We start from the raw sequence: 235 nt of genomic DNA, 5'->3' as shown, positions 1-235 counted from the left end.
CATCGATTGCTACTTTTAATCCTACTACAAAAGAATTTATTGCAAACCGATCAGGATATTATAATTTTCAGATCAATGTTGTACTGAAAGGACCGTTTGACGGATATGCTAGAATTGGAGTTTCAAAACCTTATACAGGATCTATTCCCCCACAAGGAAATGGCTCGGTTTCATTCTTCACTCAGTTTTATTTTTCAAATATTACGAGCTCCCTTCCAGTTACTTTGTCTACAAA

1 protein-coding gene is annotated in these 235 nt (G+C 35.3%); it reads left to right on the top strand.

The genetic code is table 11. The annotated features are described in order from the left end of the window. A partial coding sequence (locus SCA31_RS25540; RefSeq protein WP_410699722.1) for a hypothetical protein occupies positions 1-235 on the top strand: 235 nt, incomplete at both ends.

The organism is Chryseobacterium sp. SIMBA_028, from assembly GCF_046535285.1.
GTDB lineage: Bacteria > Bacteroidota > Bacteroidia > Flavobacteriales > Weeksellaceae > Chryseobacterium.
The sequence above is the reverse complement of the archived record's forward strand: the minus strand, read 5'-3'. Positions and strand labels throughout refer to the sequence as shown.